The 25,190-nt window shown below is 54.0% G+C and carries 24 protein-coding genes; 21 read left to right on the top strand and 3 right to left on the bottom strand.

The window, feature by feature from the left end; all coding sequences use genetic code 11:
• The gene (flgL, locus tag ACLJZ5_RS20095; protein ID WP_001223032.1) at nt 1-954 is read left to right on the top strand and encodes a flagellar hook-associated protein FlgL; all 954 of its coding nucleotides are present in this window, start codon (nt 1-3) and stop codon (nt 952-954) included.
• Nucleotides 955-1,206: 252 nt separating this feature from the next.
• Here flgL and rne read toward each other — a convergent pair whose 3' ends face one another.
• A complete protein-coding gene (gene rne, locus ACLJZ5_RS20090; protein ID WP_024798072.1) occupies nt 1,207-4,413 on the bottom strand; it encodes a ribonuclease E in 3,207 nt (1,068 codons plus the stop codon).
• 573 nt (nt 4,414-4,986) lie between these two features.
• Between rne and rluC the strand changes: the two genes are divergently transcribed.
• The gene (gene rluC, locus ACLJZ5_RS20085) at nt 4,987-5,946 is read left to right on the top strand and encodes a 23S rRNA pseudouridine(955/2504/2580) synthase RluC (protein WP_000846318.1); all 960 of its coding nucleotides are present in this window, start codon (nt 4,987-4,989) and stop codon (nt 5,944-5,946) included.
• Between the two features lie 82 nt (nt 5,947-6,028).
• On the opposite strand, the gene ACLJZ5_RS20080 is transcribed toward rluC, so the two are convergent.
• Nucleotides 6,029-6,613: a Maf family protein gene (locus tag ACLJZ5_RS20080; RefSeq protein WP_024798071.1), complete on the bottom strand. Its 585-nt coding sequence runs from the start codon at nt 6,611-6,613 to the stop codon at nt 6,029-6,031.
• A 197-nt stretch (nt 6,614-6,810) separates the two neighbouring features.
• On the opposite strand from ACLJZ5_RS20080, the gene yceD reads away from it, so the two are divergent.
• The 14 genes from yceD to ptsG all read left to right on the top strand — a co-directional run bounded on the left by yceD (nt 6,811) and on the right by ptsG (nt 19,340).
• The gene (yceD, locus tag ACLJZ5_RS20075) at nt 6,811-7,332 is read left to right on the top strand and encodes a 23S rRNA accumulation protein YceD (protein ID WP_001174492.1); all 522 of its coding nucleotides are present in this window, start codon (nt 6,811-6,813) and stop codon (nt 7,330-7,332) included.
• Between the two features lie 51 nt (nt 7,333-7,383).
• A complete protein-coding gene (gene rpmF, locus ACLJZ5_RS20070) occupies nt 7,384-7,557 on the top strand; it encodes a 50S ribosomal protein L32 (protein WP_000290727.1) in 174 nt (57 codons plus the stop codon).
• Between the two features lie 133 nt (nt 7,558-7,690).
• The gene (gene plsX, locus ACLJZ5_RS20065; RefSeq protein ID WP_001518286.1) at nt 7,691-8,770 is read left to right on the top strand and encodes a phosphate acyltransferase PlsX; all 1,080 of its coding nucleotides are present in this window, start codon (nt 7,691-7,693) and stop codon (nt 8,768-8,770) included.
• A 79-nt stretch (nt 8,771-8,849) separates the two neighbouring features.
• A complete protein-coding gene (gene fabH, locus ACLJZ5_RS20060; RefSeq protein ID WP_000288148.1) occupies nt 8,850-9,803 on the top strand; it encodes a beta-ketoacyl-ACP synthase III in 954 nt (317 codons plus the stop codon).
• Between the two features lie 15 nt (nt 9,804-9,818).
• Nucleotides 9,819-10,748, top strand: coding sequence for an ACP S-malonyltransferase (gene fabD, locus ACLJZ5_RS20055; protein ID WP_000191343.1), 930 nt, complete (start codon nt 9,819-9,821; stop codon nt 10,746-10,748).
• 12 nt (nt 10,749-10,760) lie between these two features.
• Nucleotides 10,761-11,495: a 3-oxoacyl-ACP reductase FabG gene (fabG, locus tag ACLJZ5_RS20050; RefSeq protein ID WP_000007236.1), complete on the top strand. Its 735-nt coding sequence runs from the start codon at nt 10,761-10,763 to the stop codon at nt 11,493-11,495.
• Between the two features lie 155 nt (nt 11,496-11,650).
• Nucleotides 11,651-11,887, top strand: a complete 237-nt coding sequence (gene acpP / locus ACLJZ5_RS20045) for an acyl carrier protein (protein ID WP_000103754.1) — start codon at nt 11,651-11,653, stop codon at nt 11,885-11,887.
• A gap of 85 nt (nt 11,888-11,972) precedes the next feature.
• Nucleotides 11,973-13,214: a beta-ketoacyl-ACP synthase II gene (gene fabF, locus ACLJZ5_RS20040; protein WP_000044664.1), complete on the top strand. Its 1,242-nt coding sequence runs from the start codon at nt 11,973-11,975 to the stop codon at nt 13,212-13,214.
• Between the two features lie 123 nt (nt 13,215-13,337).
• On the top strand, nt 13,338-14,147 hold the full coding sequence (gene pabC, locus ACLJZ5_RS20035) for an aminodeoxychorismate lyase (protein WP_000478659.1): 810 nt from the start codon (nt 13,338-13,340) through the stop codon (nt 14,145-14,147).
• Nucleotides 14,148-14,149: 2 nt separating this feature from the next.
• Complete coding sequence (gene yceG / locus ACLJZ5_RS20030) at nt 14,150-15,172, top strand: cell division protein YceG (RefSeq protein ID WP_000736459.1); 1,023 nt, start codon at nt 14,150-14,152, stop codon at nt 15,170-15,172.
• Nucleotides 15,162-15,803 (top strand): dTMP kinase, encoded by a 642-nt coding sequence (tmk, locus tag ACLJZ5_RS20025; protein WP_000535396.1) that lies wholly within the window; start codon nt 15,162-15,164, stop codon nt 15,801-15,803. The genes yceG and tmk overlap by 11 nt, the downstream gene beginning before the upstream one ends.
• Nucleotides 15,800-16,804 (top strand): DNA polymerase III subunit delta', encoded by a 1,005-nt coding sequence (gene holB, locus ACLJZ5_RS20020; protein WP_000872450.1) that lies wholly within the window; start codon nt 15,800-15,802, stop codon nt 16,802-16,804. The genes tmk and holB overlap by 4 nt, the downstream gene beginning before the upstream one ends.
• A gap of 10 nt (nt 16,805-16,814) precedes the next feature.
• The gene (locus ACLJZ5_RS20015; RefSeq protein ID WP_000480268.1) at nt 16,815-17,612 is read left to right on the top strand and encodes a metal-dependent hydrolase; all 798 of its coding nucleotides are present in this window, start codon (nt 16,815-16,817) and stop codon (nt 17,610-17,612) included.
• 294 nt (nt 17,613-17,906) lie between these two features.
• Nucleotides 17,907-19,340 carry a PTS glucose transporter subunit IIBC gene (gene ptsG / locus ACLJZ5_RS20010; RefSeq protein WP_000475705.1) on the top strand — a complete coding sequence of 478 codons (1,434 nt, stop codon included), beginning with the start codon at nt 17,907-17,909 and terminating at the stop codon, nt 19,338-19,340.
• Nucleotides 19,341-19,424: 84 nt separating this feature from the next.
• Here the strand turns inward: ptsG and fhuE are convergent, their stop codons facing one another.
• Nucleotides 19,425-21,599 carry a ferric-rhodotorulic acid/ferric-coprogen receptor FhuE gene (gene fhuE / locus ACLJZ5_RS20005; RefSeq protein ID WP_024797585.1) on the bottom strand — a complete coding sequence of 725 codons (2,175 nt, stop codon included), beginning with the start codon at nt 21,597-21,599 and terminating at the stop codon, nt 19,425-19,427.
• A gap of 341 nt (nt 21,600-21,940) precedes the next feature.
• Here fhuE and hinT point away from each other — a divergent pair, with 341 nt between their 5' ends.
• From hinT to nagZ, 5 genes are read left to right on the top strand one after another with little or no spacing between them, the layout of a single operon-like run.
• Nucleotides 21,941-22,300: a purine nucleoside phosphoramidase gene (gene hinT, locus ACLJZ5_RS20000; protein ID WP_001532068.1), complete on the top strand. Its 360-nt coding sequence runs from the start codon at nt 21,941-21,943 to the stop codon at nt 22,298-22,300.
• A 2-nt stretch (nt 22,301-22,302) separates the two neighbouring features.
• Nucleotides 22,303-22,677 carry a YcfL family protein gene (locus tag ACLJZ5_RS19995; RefSeq protein ID WP_000589563.1) on the top strand — a complete coding sequence of 125 codons (375 nt, stop codon included), beginning with the start codon at nt 22,303-22,305 and terminating at the stop codon, nt 22,675-22,677.
• Nucleotides 22,678-22,690: 13 nt separating this feature from the next.
• Nucleotides 22,691-23,329: a penicillin-binding protein activator LpoB gene (lpoB, locus tag ACLJZ5_RS19990; RefSeq protein WP_000164355.1), complete on the top strand. Its 639-nt coding sequence runs from the start codon at nt 22,691-22,693 to the stop codon at nt 23,327-23,329.
• A complete protein-coding gene (thiK, locus tag ACLJZ5_RS19985) occupies nt 23,310-24,134 on the top strand; it encodes a thiamine kinase (protein WP_024797584.1) in 825 nt (274 codons plus the stop codon). Before lpoB ends, thiK begins: the two co-directional genes overlap by 20 nt.
• Nucleotides 24,135-24,144: 10 nt before the next feature.
• Nucleotides 24,145-25,170, top strand: a complete 1,026-nt coding sequence (gene nagZ / locus ACLJZ5_RS19980) for a beta-N-acetylhexosaminidase (RefSeq protein ID WP_024797583.1) — start codon at nt 24,145-24,147, stop codon at nt 25,168-25,170.
• Nucleotides 25,171-25,190: the final 20 nt, after the last annotated feature.

Raw genomic sequence — 25,190 nt, 5'->3', positions numbered from 1 at the left:
ATGCGTATCAGTACCCAGATGATGTACGAACAAAATATGAGCGGCATCACTAATTCTCAGGCCGAATGGATGAAGCTGGGCGAGCAGATGTCTACCGGTAAGCGCGTTACCAACCCATCTGACGATCCGATCGCCGCGTCGCAGGCGGTAGTACTCTCTCAGGCGCAGGCGCAGAATAGCCAGTACGCCCTGGCGCGTACGTTTGCCACCCAAAAAGTGTCGCTGGAAGAAAGCGTACTCAGTCAGGTGACGACGGCGATTCAAACCGCGCAGGAAAAAATCGTCTATGCCGGAAACGGCACGTTAAGCGACGATGACCGCGCATCGCTGGCGACGGATTTACAGGGCATCCGCGATCAGCTGATGAACCTGGCAAACAGCACTGACGGCAATGGTCGCTATATCTTTGCCGGGTATAAAACGGAAGCGGCGCCATTCGACCAGGCGACAGGTGGTTATCATGGCGGCGAGAAAAGTGTTACCCAGCAGGTGGATTCCGCACGCACGATGGTAATTGGCCATACGGGTGCGCAAATTTTTAATAGCATCACCAGCAATGCGGTGCCGGAACCGGATGGCTCGGACTCCGAAAAGAATCTGTTTGTCATGCTCGATACGGCAATTGCCGCACTCAAGACCCCGGTGGAAGGCAATGACGTGGAAAAAGAAAAGGCCGCTGCCGCCATTGATAAAACCAATCGCGGCTTAAAAAATTCGCTCAATAACGTCCTGACCGTTCGTGCGGAACTGGGAACGCAACTGAGCGAACTCAGTACGCTGGATTCACTGGGAAGCGACCGTGCGCTGGGACAGAAGCTGCAGATGAGCAATCTGGTAGATGTGGACTGGAACTCGGTCATTTCCTCCTACGTCATGCAACAGGCGGCATTACAGGCGTCCTATAAAACGTTTACCGACATGCAGGGAATGTCGCTTTTCCAGTTGAACCGGTAACACCTCTTTTTGAAACATATCACGAAACTGGATATGTTTTGTCTGCCCGCGCCATCCACCCCGGCGCGGGCATTTTTTTAGTCGTCATTGAGTGGTCATATTGTCGCGCCCGTAGCGACGCCATCCGTACGTATTATCCCGCCCGATCTCATAAACGCCTGGAGTGACTAAAAGACGCTATGGGGTGAGGCATCGCCCTGTAAGGGGCATAAAAAAGCCGACCTGGCGGTCGGCTTTGTATCAGCATTTACATCATTCTACCGGCTGTGGGCGTGTCGCCGGGGCGCTGGCATGACGTGTAGCGCTGTGTCCGCCTGCCGCGCCTTTACCTTCAAAGTGGAAGGAAGGGCGCTGCCAGTCGCTATGGTGCGGGGTTTCCGGCACATATTCCGGCGCTGGCGCACGCGTCATCGGCGCGCTGGCGTGATTATGATCGTCGTCAACGCAGACAACGTCCTGCGGCTTTTCCACCACCTGGGCCGGTGCGATAACGGTTTCTTCTGCCGTGTGCTCCACAACAGCCGCTTCCGCTTTTGTCTCTTCTTCTGGCTCGACAACGACAACATCAGCCACGTTTTCAGCCACCGTAATGGACGCGTCGGCGGTTTCTGCTACCGGTTCGGCGTCAGCAATAACCTCTTGCGCCACCGGCGTATCACTTTCGGCAATCAGTTGCGGCTGTTCATCAACCGGTGCGGCAATCACTTCCGGATGCGTTGTCTCGACCTCGACGACTTCCGGCGCCTGTGGTTCGGCGACGGTCTGCGGCTCAACGGCAACGTTTTCTACTGCCTGTACCGACGCTTGTGGTTCTAACGCTACGGTCGCAGCGATAACCTGCGGTTCAGCGACAACCGGTTGTGGCAGCGCCAGATCTGCTTCACGCTGCTCTTCAACAACCTGCGTTTCCTGAGGACGGACAATCGGGTAGCGGATCCAGACTTTACCGGACGCCATTTCTGGCGACGCGCAGGCTACGGTTAACGGCATCGGCGATTGTGTCGGGTAGCGCTCGTCACGATAGCGACGACGACGCTGACCGCTAACGCGCAGGTGGCGCGGAGAACGGCGGGAGCGACGCGGCATACCGGTATTATCGCGAGGTTCTACGCTATCATCCTGCTCCGGCGCGATATCGGCAATGACAGGTAAATCAACTTTCGCCAATTCGGTACGCGGCGCTGGAACGGGCTGTTCAACGTTTTCAACCGGGCGTGGTTCGTCGACGACGACTGGCGTATCAACCGTTTCAACCACTGCGCTGTTGGTAAAGCGGACTTTCTGATTAAGCTGACGCTGCTTGCGGCGCGGCTGAACCTGCTGAACGCGTTCTTCCTGCTCGGTCTCCTGGACAGGCAGTTCTTCGCGGTTAAGCGCTTTTACTTCCTGCTGCGCCTGGCGTTTGTCATCATTGCGGCGGCGGCTGCGTTCGCGACGCGGCGTCTGTTGCTGCTCATCGCCGGTTTTCACTTTTTCCGCCGTTTCCTGCTGGCGGGTATCGCGCGCTTCCGCATTTTGCTGCTGCGCCTGGCGACGGTTACGACGATTATCGTCGCGGCTCTCGCCGCCGTCACGTCCGGCACGGTTATCACGGGTGTCGCGGCGTTCGTTACGATCGCGACGGTTGTTCTGCCGTGGCTTGCGACGATCCTGCTGACGCTCCGCTTTTTCTTCCGCTTTCGGCGCGGCTGTTTCGACGGCTTTCGTTTCTTCACCGCTGAACAGTTGTTTCAGCGCGTTTAGGAAGCGGCTAAACAGACCCGGCTGGGCAGGCTGCGCGGCGGCAACATTATCCTTTTTCGCCGTGGCGACGCTAACCGCCGGTTCGACAGGCGTCGGCGCCGGAGGCACATCTGGCATAGCGAATGTCGCCAGCGCAGGCTGTTCCGGGCGTTTACGCTCGGCGTACTCTTCTTCAGAAGGCAGCGCCATCGCTTCTTCGTGCAGCTTCGGCAGCATGTAGCTCAGGGTCGGCGTTTCTTCCCCTTTGCGTACGCGCAGCACGGAATAGTGCGGCGTTTCCATCTGATCGTTCGGGACGATGACACAGCGGACGCCATCCTGACGCGTCTCAATAGCGTTAACTGCCGTCCGTTTTTCGTTAAGCAGATAAGAGGCGATCGGCACCGGAACAATGGCATGGACTTCCTGCGTATTCTCTTTCAGCGCTTCTTCTTCAATCAGGCGCAGAATGGACAGCGACAGAGATTCGTTATCGCGCACGGTGCCGGTACCGCTACAGCGCGGACACACGTGATGACTGGATTCGCCCAGCGACGGGCTCAGGCGCTGACGCGACATTTCGAGCAGGCCGAAGCGGGAAATATGGCTAATCTGAATACGCGCCCGGTCCTGACGCACCGCTTCACGCAGGCGGTTTTCTACCGCGCGCTGGTGACGTACCGGCGTCATATCGATAAAGTCGATAACGATCAGGCCGCCCAGGTCGCGCAGACGCAGCTGGCGGGCAATCTCGTCGGCCGCTTCGAGATTAGTGTTGAACGCGGTTTCTTCGATATCGCCGCCGCGAGTCGCGCGGGCGGAGTTGATATCGATGGCGGTTAACGCTTCGGTACTGTCAATGACAATGGAGCCGCCGGAGGGCAGGCGCACTTCACGCTGGAACGCTGACTCGATCTGCGATTCGATCTGGTAATGGCTGAACAACGGGATTTCACCGGTGTACAGCTTAATTTTGCTGCTAAAATCCGGGCGGCCCAACGCGGCGATATGCTGACGCGCCATTTCCATCACTTTTGGATTGTCGATCAGGATTTCACCGATATCCTGACGCAGATAGTCGCGAAACGCGCGTACGATGACGTTGCTTTCCTGATGGATCAGGAACGGCGCGGGACGGCTTTCAGCGGCTTTCTGAATGGCTTCCCAGTGTTTCAGGCGGAAGCTTAAATCCCACTGCAACGCTTCGGCGGATTTACCCACGCCCGCGGTACGTACGATAAGCCCCATCCCTTCAGGAAGCTCCAGGCTGGCCAACGCTTCTTTTAACTCGGTACGATCGTCGCCTTCAATGCGACGGGAGATACCACCCGCGCGCGGGTTATTCGGCATCAGTACCAGGTAGCTGCCCGCCAGACTGATAAAGGTGGTTAACGCCGCGCCTTTGTTGCCGCGCTCTTCTTTATCGATTTGAACAATGACTTCCTGGCCTTCGCGTAACACGTCTTTAATGTTCGGGCGACCATGAGCGCTGTAGTTAGCGGGGAAATATTCGCGGGCAATTTCTTTTAACGGGAGGAAACCGTGGCGTTCTGCGCCGTAATCAACAAAAGCCGCTTCCAGGCTCGGTTCAATACGGGTAATTTTGCCTTTATAGATGTTCGCTTTTTTCTGCTCGTGTCCGGGGCTTTCTATATCCAGATCGTACAGACGCTGCCCATCTACAAGGGCGACGCGCAACTCTTCCTGCTGAGTCGCGTTGATTAACATTCTTTTCATCGTAACTTACTCATTATTCTTACGTTGACGACTAAGCTGCGGGCATGGTGACGCCTTACCGGGCATGAACCGATGGCCTCGTGACTATTTCGCGTCGCCAACCTCACGGTTATCGTCAGCTCAAAGAGGCGCAGAGTGTCGGTTGCCTGTATTTCATACGGAAACACAGCGCAATTATCAGGGAAGCAGCCTGGGCATTACTCTCCAGAGAAGATCCTATCTACCGGTAAGGACTGCAACCCGCAGCCCGCTAACTGTCTGAAAAATCAATACGTCTTACGCCATTGCTGCGTTGATGATCGGTCAGACAAAATGGGTTATTCCGCTAAACTTTTTGTTTTAACAAGTTTCGGTGCGGAAACCGCATCATTATTCCACTGCTAACCTTGTTATAGCAAGATGACTTTTACCATTTATCACCCGCTTACTCACAGTTTTTTCACCAGCGTGAGCCAATCGCTTTAATAACCAGCAAAACCGCAGTGAAAAATGTTCATCCACTGGCGTAGACGTCTCTATAAGCATAGAAAAATGTGTGGCGCGAATCTCACAGGCTATTTAGAATCGCCCCCCATGAAAACAGAAACGCCATCCGTAAAAATTGTTGCTATCGCCGCTGACGAAGCGGGGCAACGCATTGATAACTTTTTGCGCACCCAACTGAAAGGGGTACCAAAAAGTATGATTTATCGCATCTTGCGTAAAGGCGAGGTGCGGGTGAACAAAAAACGCATTAAACCGGAATACAAACTGGAAGCGGGCGATGAAGTCCGCATTCCGCCGGTTCGCGTTGCTGAACGCGAAGAAGAGGCCGTGTCGCCGCATTTGCAAAAAGTGGCGGCGTTGGCGGACGTCATTTTGTATGAAGACGACCATATTCTGGTGCTGAATAAGCCTTCCGGCACCGCCGTACACGGCGGGAGCGGGTTAAGTTTTGGCGTCATCGAAGGGCTGCGGGCGTTGCGTCCGGAAGCGCGATTCCTGGAGCTGGTGCATCGTCTTGACCGCGATACCTCCGGCGTGCTGTTGGTGGCGAAAAAACGCTCCGCGCTGCGTTCGCTGCATGAGCAACTGCGCGAAAAGGGAATGCAGAAAGATTATCTGGCGCTGGTGCGCGGCCAGTGGCAATCGCACGTTAAAACCGTACAGGCGCCATTATTAAAGAACATTCTGCAAAGCGGCGAACGCATTGTTCGCGTGAGCCAGGAAGGCAAACCGTCAGAAACGCGCTTCAAGGTGGAAGAGCGCTATGCCTTCGCCACGCTGGTGCGCTGTAGCCCGGTCACGGGCCGTACGCATCAGATTCGCGTACATACCCAATATGCCGGTCACCCTATTGCGTTCGACGATCGCTACGGCGACCGTGAGTTTGATCAACAGCTTACCGAAGCGGGAACTGGTCTTAAACGTCTCTTTCTGCACGCCGCGGCGCTGAAGTTCACGCATCCGGGAACGGGCGAAGTCATGCGCATTGAAGCGCCAATGGATAAGCAATTGAAGCGCTGCCTTGAGGTATTACGTAGTAAAGCCTGATGCACGTTGCTTATCAGGCCTACAATCGTGTGATGCACCGTAGGCCTGATAAGACGCATCGCGTCGCCATCAGGCAGATTAATCAGGCATTCAGCGGGTTCATCTCTTCCCGCCGCAGCATTTGACACAACGCGATCAGCGGCAAACCGATCAAGGTATTTGGGTCACGACCTTCCAGGCGTTCAAATAATGCAATGCCTAAACCTTCGCTTTTAAAACTTCCCGCGCAGTGCAGCGGATGCTCTTTACGGACATAGTCGTCTATTTCCGCTTCGCTTAAATGGCGAAAATGAACGTCAAAAGGCTCCACTTCGGTTTGTAAGTGCCCGGAGGCGGAGTTATACAGTGCCAGTCCGGTATAAAACGTCACAATATTTCCGCTGGCTTTGGCTAATTGCTGACGCGCTTTTTCTTCCGTCAGCGGTTTGCCGGTGATTTCGCCGTCCAGAACACAAATTTGGTCGGAGCCAATAATCAAATGATTCGGGAAACGCGCGGCGAGCGATTGCGCCTTCGCCTGCGCCAGCCGCAGCACCAACTGACGCGGCGCTTCGCCCGGCATGGGGGTTTCATCAACATCCGGCGCGGCGCATTCGAAAGGAATCGTCAGCTTTTCCAGCAGCGTGCGACGCCAGGGAGAGGTAGACGCAAGGATGAGACGGGGCATATTTTTTCCCTCAGATATAGCGTAATGATGAGAGCCATCTTAAACTATGCTCTTCGGTCTTCAAGCCTGTCATACTGACTCGTCTTGAGCGAAAATAAGTCTGTAACCCGCAATGTGTGCGAATTATTGGCAAAAGGCAACCGCAGGCTGCCTTTTTCTTTGACTATATGACGTTACGAAGTTAATATGCGCGCCCTATGCAAAAGGTAAAATTACCCCTGACTCTTGATCCGGTTCGTACCGCTCAAAAACGCCTTGATTACCAGGGTATCTATACCCCCGATCAGGTTGAGCGCGTTGCCGAATCTGTAGTCAGTGTGGACAGTGATGTGGAATGCTCCATGTCGTTCGCTATCGATAACCAGCGTCTCGCCGTTTTAACAGGCGATGCGGTCGTTACGGTGTCGCTCGAATGCCAGCGTTGCGGGAAACCGTTTACCCATCAGGTTCACACAACGTATTGTTTTAGCCCTGTCCGTTCCGACGAGCAGGCTGAAGCACTGCCGGAAGCGTATGAGCCGATTGAGGTAAACGAATTCGGCGAAATCGATCTGCTGGCGACGGTTGAAGATGAAATCATCCTCGCCTTGCCGGTAGTTCCGGTGCATGATTCTGAACACTGTGAAGTGTCCGAGGCGGACATGGTCTTTGGCGAACTGCCTGATGAAGCGCAAAAGCCAAACCCATTTGCCGTATTAGCCAGCTTAAAGCGTAAGTAATAGGTCTTCCCCGCGGACGCAGGGATAAACCGTAATTGAGGAGTAAGGTCCATGGCCGTACAACAGAATAAACCAACCCGTTCCAAACGTGGCATGCGTCGTTCCCATGACGCTCTGACCGCAGTCACCAGCCTGTCTGTAGACAAAACTTCTGGTGAAAAACACCTGCGTCACCACATCACTGCCGACGGTTACTACCGCGGCCGTAAGGTCATCGCTAAGTAATCGCGCGATACTCGATGCCTTTTGCATCACAGGTGTGCCTGTGGTGTAAAAGCCGAAGAGTACAAGCGTGATAAAGCTTAGTGAGGATTTCTCCGCGTAAGCGGAGAACACCGAACCAGGCAGCGACGATACCTTGACACGTCTAACCCTGGCGTTAGATGTCATGGGGGGCGATTTTGGTCCTTCCGTGACGGTGCCTGCAGCATTGCAGGCACTGAACGCTAATTCGCAGCTCACTCTTCTTTTAGTCGGGAATCCCGATATTATCACGCCATTACTTGCCAAAGCTGACTTTGAACAACGTTCGCGTCTGCAGATTATCCCTGCACAGTCAGTTATTGCCAGTGATGCCCGGCCTTCGCAGGCGATCCGCGCCAGTCGCGGGACATCCATGCGTGTGGCCCTGGAGCTTGTGAAAGAAGGCCGAGCCGAAGCTTGCGTTAGCGCCGGTAATACCGGGGCGCTGATGGGGCTGGCGAAATTATTGCTCAAGCCTCTTGAGGGGATTGAGCGTCCGGCGTTGGTGACGGTATTACCGCACCAGCAAAAGGGCAAAACGGTAGTGCTTGATTTGGGTGCCAACGTCGACTGTGACAGTACCATGCTGGTGCAGTTTGCCGTGATGGGCGCCGTTTTGGCGGAAGAGGTAGTCGGGATCAAAAATCCCCGCGTGGCGCTACTCAATATCGGGGAAGAAGAAACCAAAGGCCTCGACAGTATTCGCGAAGCCTCTTTAATGTTAAAAACAGTCCCAACCATCAATTACATCGGCTACCTTGAGGCGAATGAGTTACTGACGGGAAAAACCGATGTACTGGTGTGTGACGGCTTTACAGGCAATGTCACACTTAAAACGATGGAGGGGGTTGTCAGAATGTTCCTTTCACTGCTGAAATCACAGGGCGAGGGGAAAAAACGGTCGTGGTGGCTGCTGTTATTAAAACGTTGGTTACAAAAAAGCCTGACGAGGCGATTCAGTCACCTCAACCCCGACCAGTATAATGGCGCCTGTCTGTTAGGATTGCGCGGCACGGTGATAAAAAGTCATGGTGCGGCCAATCAGCGAGCATTTGCAGTCGCGATTGAACAGGCAGTGCAGGCGGTGCAGCGACAAGTTCCTCAGCGAATTGCCGCTCGCCTGGAATCTGTATACCCAGCCGGATTTGAACCGCTGGACGATGGCAAAGGCGTAAACCTGCGGGCGCACAGATAATATCGCTGTCTCCCCGGTGCCGCCAGCGTGCCAGACGTTTACAGGTAACGGTATATAACCGAAAAGTGACTGAGCGTACATGTATACGAAGATTATTGGTACTGGCAGCTATCTGCCCGAACAAGTGCGGACTAACGCCGATCTGGAAAAAATGGTTGAGACCTCTGACGAGTGGATTGTCACTCGTACAGGTATTCGTGAACGCCATATCGCCGCGCCGAATGAAACTGTCGCGACGATGGGTTTTACCGCTGCGAATCGCGCGATTGAGATGGCGGGGATCGATAAAGACCAAATTGGCTTGATTGTGGTGGCTACCACATCAGCAACGCATGCATTTCCAAGCGCGGCATGTCAGATTCAAAGTATGCTCGGTATTAAAGGTTGCCCGGCGTTTGATGTCGCGGCAGCGTGCGCAGGTTTCACCTACGCGTTAAGCATCGCCGACCAGTACGTTAAATCCGGCGCGGTTAAACACGCGCTGGTGGTCGGTTCCGATGTATTAGCCCGCACTTGCGATCCTGGCGATCGCGGTACGATCATTATTTTCGGCGATGGTGCAGGCGCGGCCGTACTGAGCGCTTCTGAAGAACCGGGTATTATCTCCACCCATCTTCATGCCGATGGCCGTTACGGTGAATTACTGACCCTGCCGAATGCCGATCGCGTAAATCCGGATAACCCGATTTATCTGACGATGGCGGGCAATGAAGTCTTTAAAGTGGCGGTCACTGAACTGGCGCATATTGTCGATGAGACGCTGGCGGCTAATAACCTGGATCGCTCAGAACTCGATTGGCTGGTGCCGCATCAGGCTAACCTGCGTATCATTAGCGCGACAGCGAAAAAACTCGGCATGTCGATGGACAATGTCGTCGTCACGCTGGACAGGCACGGTAATACCTCCGCGGCTTCTGTGCCGTGCGCGCTGGATGAAGCCGTGCGTGACGGGCGAATTAAAGCCGGTCAGCTGGTATTGCTTGAAGCCTTCGGGGGTGGATTCACCTGGGGCTCCGCGCTGATTCGTTTCTAGTATAAGGATTTAAACATGACGCAATTTGCATTTGTGTTCCCCGGTCAGGGTTCTCAGAGCGTTGGGATGTTGGCCGAAATGGCGGCAAATTACCCTATCGTAGAAGAAACGTTTGCTGAAGCTTCTGCGGCTCTGGGATATGATCTGTGGGCGCTCACCCAGCAAGGTCCAGCGGAAGAACTGAATAAAACCTGGCAGACGCAGCCGGCGTTATTAACCGCTTCCGTCGCGCTTTGGCGCGTTTGGCAGCAGCAGGGCGGTAAAATGCCTGCGTTAATGGCAGGTCACAGCCTGGGCGAATATTCCGCGCTGGTTTGCGCTGGCGTCATCAACTTTGCTGATGCCGTTCGTCTGGTGGAAATGCGTGGTAAATTCATGCAGGAAGCGGTTCCGGAAGGTACTGGCGGCATGTCTGCGATCATCGGGCTGGATGATGCCTCTATTGCTAAAGCCTGTGAAGAATCTGCCGAAGGGCAGGTTGTTTCGCCGGTTAACTTTAACTCGCCGGGACAGGTGGTTATCGCCGGGCATAAAGAGGCGGTAGAACGCGCGGGCGCAGCCTGTAAAGCCGCTGGCGCGAAACGCGCGCTGCCGCTGCCGGTGAGCGTACCGTCGCACTGCGCGCTGATGAAACCAGCGGCAGATAAGCTGGCGGTTGAATTAGCCAAAATTACCTTTAGCGCGCCAACGGTGCCGGTAGTAAACAACGTTGACGTGAAATGTGAAACCGATGCCGCCGCTATCCGCGATGCGCTGGTTCGCCAGTTGTACAATCCGGTACAGTGGACGAAGAGCGTGGAATTTATCGCGGCGCAGGGCGTTGAACATCTTTATGAAGTGGGTCCAGGTAAAGTCCTCACTGGTCTGACGAAACGTATTGTCGACACCCTGACAGCGTCGGCGCTGAACGAGCCGGCGGCGCTGTCTGCGGCACTTACGCAATAAAAGAGGAAAACCATGAGCTTTGAAGGAAAGATTGCGCTGGTGACTGGTGCAAGCCGTGGCATAGGCCGCGCAATTGCAGAGACTCTCGTTGCCCGCGGCGCGAAAGTTATCGGGACTGCGACCAGTGAAAATGGTGCGAAGAACATTAGCGACTATTTAGGTGCTAACGGGAAAGGTTTGATGTTGAATGTGACCGATCCTGCATCTATTGAATCTGTTCTGGAAAATATTCGCGCAGAATTTGGTGAAGTGGATATCCTGGTTAATAATGCCGGTATCACTCGTGATAATCTGTTGATGCGAATGAAAGATGATGAGTGGAACGATATTATCGAAACCAATTTATCATCCGTTTTCCGCCTGTCAAAAGCGGTAATGCGCGCTATGATGAAAAAGCGTTGTGGTCGCATTATCACTATTGGTTCTGTGGTTGGTACCATGGGAAATGCAGGTCAGGCAAACTACGCTGCGGCGAAAGCGGGCCTGATCGGTTTCAGTAAATCACTGGCGCGTGAAGTTGCGTCCCGTGGTATTACTGTCAATGTTGTGGCTCCGGGTTTTATTGAAACGGACATGACGCGTGCGCTGTCTGACGATCAGCGTGCGGGTATCCTGGCGCAGGTGCCTGCGGGTCGCCTCGGCGGCGCTCAGGAAATCGCCAGTGCGGTTGCATTTTTAGCCTCTGACGAAGCGAGTTACATCACTGGTGAGACTTTGCACGTCAACGGCGGAATGTACATGGTTTAATCACGATTGAAAAATATTTGCGTTATTAGGGCGAAAGGCCGCAAAATAACGTAAAATCGTGGTAAGACCTGCCGGGATTTAGTTGCAAATTTTTCAACATTTTATACACTACGAAAACCATCGCGAAAGCGAGTTTTGATAGGAAATTTAAGAGTATGAGCACTATCGAAGAACGCGTTAAGAAAATTATCGGCGAACAGCTGGGCGTTAAGCAGGAAGAAGTAACCAACAATGCTTCTTTCGTTGAAGACCTGGGCGCAGATTCTCTTGACACCGTTGAGCTGGTAATGGCTCTGGAAGAAGAGTTTGATACTGAGATTCCGGACGAAGAAGCTGAGAAAATCACCACCGTTCAGGCTGCCATTGATTACATCAACGGCCACCAGGCGTAAGTGAACATCTCCAGGCGGTCGTTCGACCGCCTGAGTTTTATCTTTTTGTCCCACTAGAATCATTTTCCCTCCCTGGAGGACAACCGTGTCTAAGCGTCGTGTAGTTGTGACCGGACTGGGCATGTTGTCTCCTGTCGGCAATACCGTAGAGTCTACCTGGAAAGCTCTCCTTGCCGGTCAGAGTGGCATCAGCCTGATCGACCATTTCGATACTAGCGCCTATGCAACGAAATTTGCTGGCTTAGTAAAGGATTTTAACTGTGATGACATTATCTCGCGCAAAGAACAGCGCAAGATGGATGCCTTCATTCAATATGGAATTGTCGCTGGCGTACAGGCCATGCAGGATTCTGGCCTTGAAGTGACGGAAGAGAACGCAAGCCGTATTGGCGCCGCTATCGGCTCCGGTATCGGTGGTCTCGGTCTGATCGAAGAAAACCACAGTTCGCTGGTAAAAGGCGGACCGCGTAAGATTAGCCCGTTCTTTGTCCCGTCGACGATTGTTAACATGGTAGCAGGCCATCTGACTATCATGTATGGCCTGCGTGGGCCAAGCATCTCTATTGCGACTGCCTGTACTTCAGGCGTGCATAACATCGGCCATGCCGCGCGTATCATCGCCTATGGCGATGCGGACGCGATGGTGGCAGGTGGCGCAGAAAAAGCCAGTACGCCGCTGGGCGTAGGTGGTTTTGGCGCAGCGCGCGCGCTGTCGACCCGCAACGATAACCCACAGGCGGCGAGCCGTCCGTGGGATAAAGAACGCGATGGTTTTGTACTGGGCGACGGTGCCGGTATGTTGGTGCTTGAAGAGTACGAACATGCAAAAGCGCGTGGTGCGAAAATCTATGCTGAAATCGTCGGCTTTGGTATGAGCAGCGATGCTTACCATATGACGTCGCCGCCGGAAAATGGCGCAGGCGCTGCGCTGGCGATGGTTAACGCGTTGCGTGATGCCGCGATTGAGCCTGCTCAGATTGGCTACGTCAACGCACACGGCACGTCGACGCCTGCCGGCGACAAAGCTGAGACGCAGGCGGTTAAGTCAGTCTTTGGCGATGCCGCAAGCCGAGTGATGGTGAGCTCGACCAAATCGATGACCGGCCATCTGTTGGGCGCCGCAGGCGCAGTAGAGTCTATTTTCTCTATTCTGGCGCTACGCGATCAGGCCATTCCGCCAACCATTAATCTGGATAACCCGGATGAAGGTTGCGATCTGGACTTCGTGCCGCATGAAGCGCGCCAGGTCAGCGATCTGGAGTACGCTCTGTGTAACTCCTTTGGCTTTGGCGGAACTAACGGTTCCTTGATCTTTAAAAAGATCTAAGTTAAGCCAGAGACAGACATTAATAAAAAGGTCCGCTTGTCGGGCCTTTTTTATCAGGCATATCACCTCTTGTTCTGCGTTATTCATCCTGCCACACTAGCAGGCGACGGATAAGGAGCCACTATGTTTTTAATTAATGGCCATGCGCAGGATCAACTTGCTGTAAGCGACCGGGCGACGCAGTTCGGCGATGGCAGTTTTACGACCGCACGTATTGTTGATGGCAACATTTGCCATCTGGAAGCGCATCTTCAGCGCTTGCAGGTTGCCTGTGAAAAATTACGGATCGCTTTTAGCCATTGGTCGACCCTTCGGCAAGAGATGACAATGTTGGCCACAGGGCATGATTCAGGCGTGTTGAAAGTGATCATTAGCCGTGGTAGCGGCGGCCGGGGATACAGCGCCATGAATTGTCAGGCAGCTACCCGAATCCTCTCCGTTTCTGCTTATCCCGCTTATTATTCTCAGTGGCGTAAGCAAGGCATCACTCTTACCCTTAGTCCCATACCGCTTGGGCGCAATCCTTATCTTGCCGGATTAAAACATCTGAACCGCCTCGAACAGGTGTTGATTCGCTCTCATCTTGAGCAGACGGACGCCGATGAGGCGCTGGTTCTTGACAGCGAGGGATGGGTTACGGAATGCTGTGCGGCTAATTTGTTCTGGCGTACAGGCGACATTGTTTTTACGCCGCGTCTGGATCAGGCCGGGGTGAACGGCATTATGCGACAATTTTGTTTACGCCAACTGGCGCAATCTCCTTTCCAGGTTATTGAAGTACAGGCGAGAGAGGAGGCAGTCAGGCAGGCGGATGAGATTATCATCTGCAACGCGCTAATGCCGATTATTCCCATACGCGCCTATCACGGGACGTCGTATTCTTCGCGAACACTGTTTCAATTTTTAGCCCCATTTTGTGAGCATCCGAATTAGTTATGAAAAAATTGTCAGGCGTTTTCCTTCTGCTGTTGGTTGTGCTGGGTATTGCCGCGGGCGTGGGGATGTGGAAAGTTCGCCATCTGGCGAACAGCACGTTACTTATTAAAAACGAGACTATCTTTACGCTCAAGGCGGGAACGGGGCGGCTGGCGCTTGGCGACCAGCTTTATGATGAAAAAATCATTAATCGTCCCCGGGTATTTCAGTGGCTGCTGCGCGTGGAGCCTGAGTTATCGCACTTTAAAGCGGGAACTTACCGTTTTACGCCGGGGATGACCGTACGGGAGATGCTTGAGTTGCTGGAGAGCGGCAAAGAAGCGCAATTCCCGTTGCGGTTTGTGGAAGGGATGCGCCTTAGCGATTACCTGAAACAGTTACGAGAGGCGCCGTATATTCGCCATACATTGCCGGATGATGACTACGCCACTGTCGCTCAGGCATTAAAGCTTGCGCACCCGGAATGGGTAGAAGGGTGGTTCTGGCCTGATACCTGGATGTATACCGCCAACACCAGCGATGTCGCTATTCTCAAGCGAGCGCATCAAAAGATGGTGAAAGCTGTCGATACTGTCTGGAAAGGTCGGGCCGAGGGGCTGCCTTATAAAGATCAGAACCAACTGGTGACAATGGCCTCGATTATTGAAAAAGAGACGGCTGTCGCCAGCGAACGCGATCAGGTGGCCTCAGTCTTTATTAATCGCCTGAGAATCGGTATGCGCCTTCAGACCGATCCCACCGTGATTTACGGGATGGGGACGAGTTATAATGGTAACTTGTCGCGTGCGGATCTGGAAAAGCCGACGGCTTATAACACGTATACCATAACCGGGCTGCCGCCAGGACCGATTGCATCGCCCAGCGAAGCGTCATTGCAGGCGGCGGCGCATCCGGCGAAAACGCCGTATCTCTATTTTGTGGCCGACGGTAAAGGCGGTCACACATTTAACACCAATCTTGCCAGCCATAATCGGTCAGTGCAGGAGTACCTGAAAGTGCTTAAGGAAAAAAATGGGCAGTAATTATATCGTCATCGAGGGCCTGGAAGGCGCCGGAAAAACCACTGCGCGCGACGTGGTGGTGGAGACCCTTGAGCAACTGGGTATTCGTAACATGATTTTTACCCGTGAGCCGGGCGGTACGCAGCTTGCCGAAAAACTACGAAGTCTGGTGCTGGATATTCGATCGGTAGGCGACGAAGTGATTACCGATAAAGCGGAAGTGCTGATGTTTTATGCCGCTCGCGTACAGCTCGTCGAAACGGTAATCAAACCCGCGCTGGCGCAAGGCATATGGGTGATCGGCGATCGCCACGATCTCTCAACCCAGGCGTATCAGGGGGGAGGGCGCGGCATTGATCAAACCATGCTGGCGACACTACGCGATGCCGTGCTGGGCGATTTTCGCCCTGACCTGACGCTGTATCTGGATGTCACGCCGGAAGTCGGGCTAAAACGCGCCAGAGCGCGCGGCGATTTGGATCGCATTGAGCAGGAATCTTTTGATTTCTTTAACCGGACTCGCGCGCGCTATCTGGAACTGGCGGCGCAAGACTCGCGTATCCGCACCATTGACGCGACCCAGCCGCTGGATGCCGTCATGCGCGACATTCGCGCCACGGTGACGAAGTGGGTGCAGGAGCAAGCGGCATGAAATGGTATCCATGGTTACGGCCCGCCTATGAAAAACTGGTAGAAAGTTACCAGGCGGGACGTGGGCACCATGCGCTACTGATTCAGGCCTTACCTGGCATGGGCGACGAGGCGCTGTGCTATGCGCTGAGCCGTTATCTGTTATGCCAGCAGCCTGAGGGCCACAAAAGCTGTGGGCATTGCCGTGGCTGTCAGCTTATGCAGGCTGGCACGCATCCGGACTATTACACGCTGACGCCGGATAAAGGCAAAAGCAGCCTCGGCGTAGATGCGGTACGCGAGGTCAGCGAGAAATTGTACGAGCACTCCCGTCTGGGCGGCGCGAAGGTGGTGTGGATTGCGGATGCGGCGCTATTAACCGACGCCGCCGCCAATGCGTTGCTCAAAACGCTGGAAGAGCCGCCGGAGCAAACCTGGTTTTTCCTTGCCAGCCCGGAGCCTGCTCGTCTGTTGGCGACATTACGCAGCCGCTGCCGGCTGCATCATCTGGCGCCGCCGTCCGAATCGTATGCGATGTCATGGCTATCGCGAGAAGTGACGGCGTCACAAGAAGCATTGCTCACGGCACTACGCCTGAATGCGGGGTCGCCCGGCGCCGCGCTGGCGCTGTTGCAGTCTGAACGCTGGGCGCAGCGTGAGGCGCTGTGTCAGGCGTTAATGGACAGTTTACATACGGGCGACTGGTATGCGTTATTAACGGCGCTCAATCATGAGCAAGCCCCGGCGCGCCTGCACTGGCTGGCGACGCTGCTGGTAGACGCGCTGAAACGTCAGCACGGCGCGTCGTACCTGACAAACGTTGATGCGGACGCGGTTGTTGCCGCGCTGGCGGGGCCGCTATCCCCGGCGCGTATTCAGGCAATCCTGAACGATGTTTGTCATTGTCGTGATCAATTACTTCATGTGACCGGATTAAACCGCGAACTGGTATTAACCGATCTCATTCTCCGCATCGAGCATTACCTGCAACCAGGCACCTTGTTGCCTGTTCCTCATCTTTGAGAGAGACATTATGTTTTTAGTCGACTCACACTGCCATCTTGATGGTCTGGATTATCAATCTTTGCATAAGGACGTGGACGATGTGCTGGCAAAAGCCGCCGCGCGCGATGTGAAGTTCTGTTTAGCGGTGGCGACGACGCTGCCGGGGTATCGCCATATGCGCGAGCTGGTGGGCAAGCGCGATAATGTGGTCTTTTCCTGCGGCGTGCATCCGTTAAATCAGGATGAAGCATATGACGTAGAAGAACTGCGCCTCCTTGCTGCAGAAGACGATGTGGTGGCGATGGGCGAGACCGGGCTTGATTACTTTTACACGCCTGAGACCAAAATCCGCCAGCAGGCGTCTTTTATTCATCATATCCAGATTGGCCGCGAATTGCATAAACCGGTGATTGTCCATACTCGCGACGCGCGTGCCGATACGCTGGCTATCCTGCGCGAAGAAAAAGTGACGGATTGCGGCGGCGTACTACACTGTTTTACAGAAGACAGAGAAACGGCCGGCAAATTGCTGGATCTGGGGTTTTATATCTCTTTTTCCGGCATCGTAACGTTCCGTAACGCTGAACAGTTGCGTGATGCGGCGCGCTATGTGCCGCTGGATCGGTTATTAGTCGAGACCGATTCTCCTTATCTGGCGCCGGTGCCGCATCGCGGTAAAGAGAACCAGCCTGCGATGGTACGCGACGTCGCAGAATATATGGCGGTATTGAAAGGGGTTGCCGTTGAAGAACTGGCGCAGATCACCACCGATAACTTTGCTCGCCTGTTCCATATTGACGCGTCTCGCCTGTCATCAATCCGTTAAACGAGTTTTTTTAAAGCTCGTAATTAATAAGCAAAGCGCGTAAAGTTCACCGCCACAAAAGGGGCGGTGAGCGAGCTTATAGAAACATTCGGAAACTCATTTTGGCAGAATGTGATACTTTTTAGGCTATCTGGCGCTGAAACGTGATAGCCGTCAAACAAAATCAGACGTATTTATTTTACTCTGTGTAATAAATAAAAGGGCACTTAGATGTCCTGTCCACGGCGGGGTTCTCCCCCCTCGCCAATGCGTGAGAACGTAGAAAAGCACAAATACTCAGGAGCACTCTCAATTATGTTTAAGAATGCATTTGCTAACCTGCAAAAGGTCGGTAAATCGCTGATGCTGCCGGTATCCGTACTCCCTATCGCAGGTATCCTGCTGGGTGTCGGTTCCGCTAACTTCAGCTGGCTGCCAGCCGTTGTATCGCACGTTATGGCAGAAGCGGGCGGATCTGTTTTTGCCAATATGCCGCTGATTTTCGCTATCGGCGTAGCGTTGGGCTTCACCAACAACGACGGCGTTTCGGCTCTGGCGGCGGTAGTAGCGTATGGCATCATGGTGAAAACCATGGCTGTGGTTGCGCCGCTGGTTCTGCATTTACCTGCTGAAGAGATCGCCGCTAAACACCTTGCTGATACGGGTGTTCTCGGGGGGATTATCTCCGGTGCGATCGCAGCGTATATGTTTAACCGCTTCTACCGTATCAAACTGCCTGAGTATCTGGGCTTCTTTGCGGGCAAACGCTTCGTGCCGATCATTTCGGGTCTGGCCGCTATTTTTACCGGTGTGGTGCTGTCTTTCGTATGGCCGCCAATCGGTACGGCTATCCAGGCGTTCTCGCAGTGGGCGGCTTATCAGAATCCGGTTGTCGCGTTTGGTATTTACGGTTTTATCGAGCGTTGCCTGGTGCCGTTTGGTCTGCATCATATCTGGAACGTTCCTTTCCAGATGCAGATCGGCGAATACACCAACGCAGCGGGTCAGGTATTCCACGGCGACATTCCGCGCTATATGGCGGGCGACCCGACGGCGGGTATGTTGTCTGGCGGCTTCCTGTTCAAAATGTACGGTCTGCCGGCTGCGGCCATTGCTATCTGGCACTCTGCTAAACCGGAAAACCGCGCAAAAGTGGGCGGTATCATGATTTCCGCCGCGCTGACCTCGTTTTTGACGGGTATTACCGAGCCTATCGAGTTCTCCTTCATGTTCGTGGCGCCGATCCTGTACATCATTCACGCGATTCTGGCAGGTCTGGCATTCCCGATCTGTATCCTGCTGGGGATGCGTGACGGTACGTCGTTCTCCCACGGTCTGATCGACTTTATCGTGCTGTCCGGTAACAGCAGCAAATTGTGGCTGTTCCCGATTGTTGGCGCCGGTTATGCGATTGTGTACTACACCGTGTTCCGCGTGCTGATCAAAGCGCTGGATCTGAAAACGCCGGGTCGTGAAGACACTACTGATGACGCAAAAGCGGGCGCGACCAGCGAAATGGCGCCGGCTTTGGTTGCGGCGTTTGGCGGTAAAGAGAACATCACTAACCTGGATGCCTGTATCACGCGTCTGCGCGTGAGCGTAGCCGATGTAGCGAAAGTGGATCAGGCTGGCCTGAAGAAACTGGGTGCGGCAGGCGTTGTCGTCGCGGGTTCCGGCGTTCAGGCTATTTTCGGTACGAAATCCGATAACCTGAAAACGGAAATGGATGAGTACATCCGTAACAGCTAAGCAGTAATGATGTTGGGGAGAATTAAGGCAGCCATTCGGCTGCCTTTTTTAATGGCGCTTTACATGCCGCTCTCCGACAGTCTGTCAGAACTGATAATTGGCGGTGAGGCTGACGTTACGCGGCGCGCCGTAAACAATGGAACCATCAATATTGGTGTCGTAGGTTTTATCAAACAGGTTGTTGATGTTTCCCTGTACGGAGAAATTTTTCGTCACCTGATAGCGGGTAAACAGATCGACCAGCGCATAGCTGCCCTGTTCGGCGCGGAAAGTGCCGTACGGCGTCGTGGTATCTTTGTAAACCCGATTCTGCCAGTTCACGCCGCCGCCGACCGTCAGCTCCGGTATCGCCGGCAGACGATAGCGGGTGAATAACTTCACGCTGGTGCGCGGAAGATTAGGGTTCACGGCGTTACCTTCATTGTCCTCGGCAACATACCGGGTAGCCCCGAAAGTCATCTGCCAGTTATCGGTAATTGCGCCGTTTACTTCAAATTCGACGCCTTTGCTCACCGTTCCGTCAGTAGACTTCCAGGCAAACTCCCCATTACTGCCAGGGATGGGAATAGTGGTTGCCTGAGCGACGTTATTCTGCTCAATGCGGAACACGGACAACGTGGTGGTGAGGCGGCTGTTCATCCAGTCGGACTTCAGACCCGCTTCATAGTTATTACCGGTAATCGGAGCCAGATATTGACCCGCTTTGTCGCGTTTATTCTGCGGCTGAAAGATAGAGGTATAACTGGCATAAGCGGACCAGTTGTCGTTGATATCATAAATCAGCCCGGCATACGGCGTGGTATGGTTTTTCTCCATGCTGTAGGTCAGTGTATCAACACGCCAGTTGGTATAACGAGCGCCGAGAATCAGATGCAGCGGGTCGGCCAGCGAAATGCGCGTAGCGGCATACAGCGATTTCATATGCGTGGTATCGTCCTGCGCCAGATTTTGTGGCGCCCAGTGGGTTTGGGGGAAATTACCGTTAAAGGCGCTGAAGTTGCCAATGTCGTCCGGAAAGACGTTCGCCCAGGCGCTAAAATAGCGGTTATTCTGTTTACTATAACTGCCGCCAAACATCATATTGTGCTGACGGCCAAACAGCTCATAAGCGCCATCGGCAAAGAGATCTATGGCATCTACTTTGCGCTTGCCGCTGTTCCAGCCCGTACCGCCGACCACGGGGTAGCTTGCGCCATAAGGACTCACCAGCGTACCTGTCTCTTTATCGACTAACGCATCGATATACATCATTTTACTGTCGAATTTGACCTCAGTATGGGTCGCATTCAGGGTCGCCTGCCAGCTTTCGGCAAAACGCTGTTTAAACGTGACGAAGAATTTATTTATCTCTTTGTTGTTATAAGCCCAGTCCGGGGCGGTACTACGCGCGCGGTCATAGCTATTTTTGCTGCCATCGGTGTTCCAGCGCGGCAGACCGCCCCAGGTTGGGCTGTTGACATCAATTTTTTGATATTCATAACCAGCTGAAAGGCTGGTGGTTGCACCCAGATCGGCATCGATAATTCCGGAAAAGAACGCTTTCTCACTGTTATAGCGGTCCAGCCAGGAATCATTATTCTGATAACCCGCCACGATGCGCCCACGGACATTACCGTCTGCGGTGAGCGGACTTTGCAGATCCATGACGTAACGCTGCTTATTCCAGCTACCGTATTCTGTGGAGACGTTACCTTTGAACTCCCGACTGGAGGCGTGTTTACGGATCATATTAATTGAGGCAGAAGGATTGCCGGTTCCGGTCATCAGCCCATTCGCGCCGCGAACCACCTCCACGCGCTCATACAGCGCGGTATCCGTTAGCGCATCGCCCAGATTCCAGCGGGACTCAAAATACGTTGGAATACCGTCAACCATATAGTTGTCAATTTCAAACCCGCGCGAGTAATAGCTGATGCGATCGGAGTCAGCCTGGCTTCCGCTGATCCCCAGCGTATTGGTCATCACCTCGCCCAGGGTTTGCAACTGCTGGTCTTCCATACGCTGTTGGCTGACAATACTGACCGACTGCGGGATATCGCGCTGAGTCATCGGCATTTTGGTGCCCGCTGCGGTCGTTTTCACGCTGTAATCCTGTTCTTCACGGTTTACGGCGTCAGCGGTCGTCGCGCCTTCGACAATAACGGTATCCTCAGCCGCGAAGGCGGCAGGCATAAATGCCATCGCCATACCCATAGCTAACAGCGACGGTGCGGCGGTGGACGGAAGGTGTTTGTCCCGGCGGTATTGAATGAAAGACATCTGAAAATCCTTGCTTGTTATTGGGGTAAGTTCAGGACGTATGACGTTGAACCTTTTCATTCTTTGCTAGTTAATGCGCATAAAAATGCAAATGAGAAATATACGCATTTGTATTAAATGTGTAAAACGGTATAACCAGGGAAACTAGAAATATTTTTTAAGCGTACAAAGGCGTCATGGCAGGGGGATATGGCGGTAAGTCCAGCATGTAGTCATTTTTCGCTTAATAAATCGTGGGTTAAAGTTGAAAGAGCGTCGGTAACTCGCTCATACTCTATACTCGCAGTATGGCTCGGCGTAGCATGTGCGCTGCAAGGGCTATTATGAAAAAGGAAAACGTCGTGGCAGAAGAAACTATATTCAGCAAAATTATTCGTCGTGAAATCCCTTCGGATATCGTTTATCAGGATGAGCTGGTCACCGCCTTTCGTGATATTTCACCGCAGGCGCCGACGCATATCTTGATTATTCCCAATATCCTGATCCCAACCGTCAATGACGTGACGGCGGAACATGAACAGGCGTTAGGTCGGATGATCACCGTGGCGGCGAAAATCGCCGAACAGGAAGGCATTGCCGAAGATGGGTATCGTTTAATCATGAATACCAACCGTCATGGGGGCCAGGAGGTTTATCATATCCATATGCACCTACTGGGCGGCCGCCCGCTAGGCCCGATGCTGGCGCATAAAGGCTTGTAAGTATGATCAAAGGATGCATCGCGGTTTCTCTGGGCTTGCTGCTGCTTACCGGCTGCCGGTCACACCCTGAAATTCCGGTAAGCGACGCGCAGTCGCTGGTGATGGAGTCCACGGTTCTGGCGGCGGGCGTCACCGCAGAGCCGCCTGAACTGACGGCGTCTGATATCCAGCCATCAGCCTCTTCCCGCGTCTATAACGAAAGGCAAGAGCCCATAACCGTTCATTATCGGTTTTACTGGTATGACGCGCGGGGGCTGGAGATGCATCCGCTGGAGGCGCCGCGTAGCGTAACCATACCCGCGCGTTCGTCGGTAACGCTATTTGGCAGCGCCAATTATCTGGGGGCGCATAAGGTCAGGCTTTATCTTTATTTGTGAGGAGTGAATTTTGATGACAAAAATGCATCGCTACGCTGCCATTGCTGCGCTGGCGATATTTCTCTCCGGGTGTATGGCGCAACGTCAACCTGCGCCAGTTGAAGAGGTAAAACCAGCGCCAGAACAACCCGCGCAGCCGCCGCAGCCTCCTGTTGTGCCGTCTGTGCCAACCATTCCACAGCAACCGGGGCCGATCGAACATGAAGATCAAACGGGCCAGCCAGCGCCTAAGGTGCGCCACTATGACTGGAACGGCGCGATGCAACCGCTGGTCAGCAAAATGTTGCAGGCTGATGGCGTGACAGCCGGAAGCGTATTGCTTGTCGACAGCGTGAATAACCGGACGAATGGGTCGTTAAATGCGAACGAGGCAACGGAAACGTTACGTAATGCGCTGGCGAACAACGGTAAATTTACGCTGGTCTCCGTACAGCAACTCGCGATGGCAAAACAACAGTTAGGGTTGTCTCCGCAGGATAGTCTGGGAACGCGCAGTAAAGCTATTGGCATTGCGCGCAATGTCGGGGCGCAATATGTACTTTACTCCAGCGCATCCGGTAACGTTAACGCGCCTGCATTACAGATGCAGTTAATGCTGGTGCAAACTGGCGAGATAATCTGGTCAGGTAAAGGTGCGGTCCAACAACAATAATCCCTTAACGCGCGACGAGATCCTGTCGCGCTATTTTCCCCAGTATCGTCCCGCCGTCGCCGCATCGCAGGGGCTAAGCGGCGGGAGCTGTATTATTGCTTACGATACTCACCGTATCGTGCTGCGCCGTCATCACGACCCCGACGCTCCACCAGCCCATTTTTTACGTCATCACCGCGCCTTATCCCAATTGCCGGCCAGTCTGGCGCCGCGAGCGCTTTTTTATACGCCGGGCTGGATGGCGGTAGAATATCTGCATGGTGTGGTAAATTCCGCTCTGCCAGATGCCGACGAACTGGCGGCCTTACTGTATCATTTGCATCAACAGCCGCGTTTTGGCTGGCGTATCGCGCTATCGCCACTATTGGCGCAGTACTGGTCGTGTTGCGATCCGGCAAGGCGTACGCCGTTTTGGTTGCGGCGGCTCAAACAGTTGCAAAAAAAAGGTGAACCTCGCCCGCTGCGGCTCGCGCCTTTGCATATGGATGTCCATGGCGACAATATAGTATTAACGTCCGCCGGGTTGAGACTGATTGACTGGGAGTATGCCGGCGACGGCGATATTGCGTTGGAGCTGGCGGCAGTATGGGTTGAGGATGAACGCCAGCACCGACAACTGGCAGACGCTTATGCCGCGCGCGCGCGAATCGACGCCCGGCAGCTATGGCGACAGATACGATTATGGCACCCCTGGGTCATTATGCTAAAAGCAGGGTGGTTCGAATACCGCTGGCGACAAACCGGCGAGCAACAATTTATCAGGCTGGCCGATGAAACCTGGCGCCAGCTACGTATGAAAGGATAAGGAGAGCTGTGTGGGCCCAGTAATGTTGAATGTCGAAGGATGTGAGCTGGATGCGGAGGAGCGCGAGATACTGGCGCATCCGCTGGTTGGCGGGCTTATTCTGTTCACGCGTAATTACCATGACCCGGAACAGTTGCGCGAATTAGTGCGCCAGATTCGGGCGGCATCGCGTAACCATCTGGTGGTGGCCGTCGATCAGGAAGGCGGGCGCGTACAGCGTTTCCGTGAAGGGTTTACCCGCCTGCCCGCGGCGCAATCTTTTTTTGCGCTGCATGGGCTGGAAGAGGGGGGGCGACTGGCGCAGGAGGCAGGGTGGCTGATGGCCAGCGAAATGATCGCGATGGATATTGATATCAGTTTTGCGCCAGTGCTGGATGTCGGGCATATCAGCGCGGCAATTGGCGAGCGCTCCTATCATGCCGATCCCACAAAAGCGTTGGCAATGGCAACGCGCTTTATTGACGGCATGCATGACGCCGGGATGAAAACGACCGGTAAGCATTTCCCCGGCCACGGCGCAGTCACGGCGGACTCCCACAAAGAGACGCCGTGCGATCCACGTCCTGAAACGGACATCCGTGGCAAAGATATGTCGGTGTTCCGCACGCTGATTAGCGAGAATAAACTGGATGCGATTATGCCTGCCCACGTGATCTACCGCGCTATCGATCCACGCCCGGCAAGTGGTTCGCCGTACTGGCTGAAAACGGTGTTGCGTCAGGAGTTAGGCTTTGACGGCGTCATTTTCTCCGACGATCTGTCTATGGAGGGCGCGGCGATTATGGGCAGCTATGCTGAGCGCGCTCAGGCGTCACTGGATGCGGGTTGCGATATGATTCTGGTCTGCAATAATCGTAAAGGCGCAGTCAGCGTGCTGGATAATCTGTCGCCGATCAAAGCAGAGCGTGTTACACGTTTGTATCATAAAGGTTCATTTTCACGCCGGGAGCTCATGGACTCAGCACGCTGGAAAACAGCCAGCGCCCAGCTCAACCAGTTACATGAACGCTGGCAGGAAGAAAAAGCAGGTCATTAACTCGAGTTTTCGTGAGGGTG

The organism is Salmonella sp. 5800 (assembly GCF_046558195.1).
GTDB classification, from domain to species: Bacteria; Pseudomonadota; Gammaproteobacteria; order Enterobacterales; family Enterobacteriaceae; genus Salmonella; species Salmonella enterica.
Note: the sequence above shows the minus strand (reverse complement) of the source record. Positions and strands in the feature narration are given on the sequence as shown.